Raw genomic sequence first — 2,536 nt, forward strand, 5'->3', positions numbered from 1 at the left:
ATTACCAAGCAACCCTTGAGTTTTTTAACGAGGATAATTCTTTTGGCCAAAAAGTTTTAACAAGTTTTACTTTTGATGATTTTGATATAGAAGATTTAAATTCAACTAATTTAGAAGTTTCAAACTATACGCTCAACCTCAACTACAAGACGGATTACTCTAATCTGTTTATTCCATATATGTATGTTGTTTACCGAAATGGGTTAAACATCCTTTCAAAAGAGATTATCCAAGGCAGTAATGAGAATGGATTGATAAGTTTTAAATTCCTTCCAAATTTCAAACCATTAGGTAGTGTAGATATTGATGTGTATATTTCCTTTTCTTCATCAAAAAGTTTAACTGAAACTTTTTCCTATTTTTATTCAAAAACCTATTCTGTAAATTTTATTGATTCAAACGGTATCATATTAGATTCTTATCCAACCGCTTCTATATTAGTTGATGGTGCAATAACTAACCTTTCAACAAGGGCATTTGTGCCGCTTACACAGGGTGAACACACAATCACTCTTACAAAAGATGGTTACGACACTTCCTCTTTTAGTATAAATTATTCTTCTTTTGATTACATTTTTACTTCATTAAAGGCAAATTCTAATATTCAACCGCAAGCAAGCGTTAGCGATTTTGATTTTGGAAATCTCTTAAGTAATGAGGCAAGTTTTACAAATATTACCGTTTTTGCTCCTGAGAAGAATTCACAAATGTATCTTTTCTCTAACTCAAAGATGTTTTCCTTGTTCCCATCCTCTATTGTGGGTTCACAGGTTATAACGGTAATTGCAGATGCAAGATGGGGTAGTATTGGTAAAAATAGTGGAAGTTTTTCATTTTCCTATAATGGAGTAAGAAATTCGATTAAACTTACATCAAACGTAGAACTAATTGGTGCAAATCTTACGCCTAATCCAAATGACTTCACCGTAAGAGTAGATGATAAATTATTTTTTGATGTGTTTTTAAATAGCAATGTGCCCGTAAGTTCTTTGAGTTTTAAGATAGACTATCCAAAGGATTATCTTGAGTTTGTTAATTATCAATCAAACTATGTTTCGGAAAATGATGATTCTTTAAACTTTTCTTTTGATCTTCTGAATTTTAAAAATGACACACCCATTATAAGTCTAACATTTAAGGCAATTAAAGAAACAGACTATAAGTTAGTGGTGAGTTTTTCAAATGTAAAAAGTGATGCAGGTGTAAGTGTTATTTCAAAACCTATAACTTTAACAATTCTTCCTCCGTTTGTAAAGCCATCTAAGGTTGCAAACATTAAACTCGAAAATAATGTTGGTAAAGTGCAGTTTTCTTTTTCTAAAAGTTTGAAGGGCTCTTATGATATTAGGCGATATGAAATTTTTAGAAGCACACAACCTGATATAACAACTTCTGTATATGTTGGAGATACAACTACTACCACATTTACAGATTCGGGTCCCTTTGAGTATGGTATTAACTACTATTACTGGGTGATTGCAGTTGATGAAAAGGAAAATGCTTCCGATCCTTCCAATGTATTTTCAGTTAGGCCAATTGTGTTTTCGGATACAACTGTAAAAAATGTGAAAATAGAACTCTATATTGGTTCTCCTTTTATTTACATTAATGGCATAAAAATGTCTATGGATACAACTCCAATTATCATTGATGGAAGAACATTTGTGCCAGTTAGATACGTTGTAGAACCATTGGGTGCAAAGGTAGTTTGGAAAAACACTGGTTCAGTTATCATCATTTTTAAAAATTCTGTAATTGAACTTTTTATAGGCAACCCTCTTGCTTCAGTCAATGGAAACCCTGTTCCTATTGATAAAGATAACCCAAAAATTGTTCCATTTATTAAGGACGGAAGAACAATGGTGCCATTACGTTTTATCCTTGAGAATTTTGGGGCAGAAGTCAATTGGGATGGTAAACTCAAAAAAATTACAATAGTCTATGGAGTATAGCGTAGGTTTCATCTTTCATTAGGTCTAAGGAATTATTGGCTAAATCTTGTTTTGGAATTTAATCTAATATCGCCTTTCTTACGAAAAAAGTCCCGCTTTGTCATTACGTGTGTTAGCAAAGAATCTTCTTTTCTTAAACTCTAACATTATTTTGTTTTAGTCTATCCTTATAATTAAAATATTCAAAAGAAAACTATTATGTATATTCTATTAAATATAGCGCTATTTTATACACTTGAATAATAAATAATTTGCCGTAGTAGTTCTTAAATAAACAAGGGATTATAACAATAAGTAAATATTTACGTTAAAAGAATATTTTAAAAACACTTTGCAATTGAAAAAGTATAAATTAAAAAAAACATTTTCGCAAAATTTAGAATTTGGTATAATATACATAGTATTAAGTGTAAAAAGATTATTTTAGTTCAGTGTTAGATAGCTTTTTGATGTATGTTAATTTTGCGAAGTGCATATAATATATATGCAAAGAGGCTTCTTCGTGCTGATGCTAAAAAATTGATGTAAAATAAACCTTGACAACTGAAAAATTTGTAAAATTTGCGAAATAAGGGCAAAAAAGT

Annotated in this window: 1 protein-coding gene; it reads left to right on the plus strand. The window is 30.3% G+C overall.

Annotated elements, in window-relative coordinates; all coding sequences use genetic code 11:
* Window positions 1-1,952, plus strand: a 1,952-nt coding sequence (locus K6343_00250) for a copper amine oxidase N-terminal domain-containing protein (GenBank protein ID MEF3244405.1), incomplete at its 5' end; no start/stop codon positions are given.
* Window positions 1,953-2,536: the final 584 nt, after the last annotated feature.

The organism is Caldisericaceae bacterium (assembly GCA_036574215.1).
Lineage (GTDB): Bacteria > Caldisericota > Caldisericia > Caldisericales > Caldisericaceae > Caldisericum.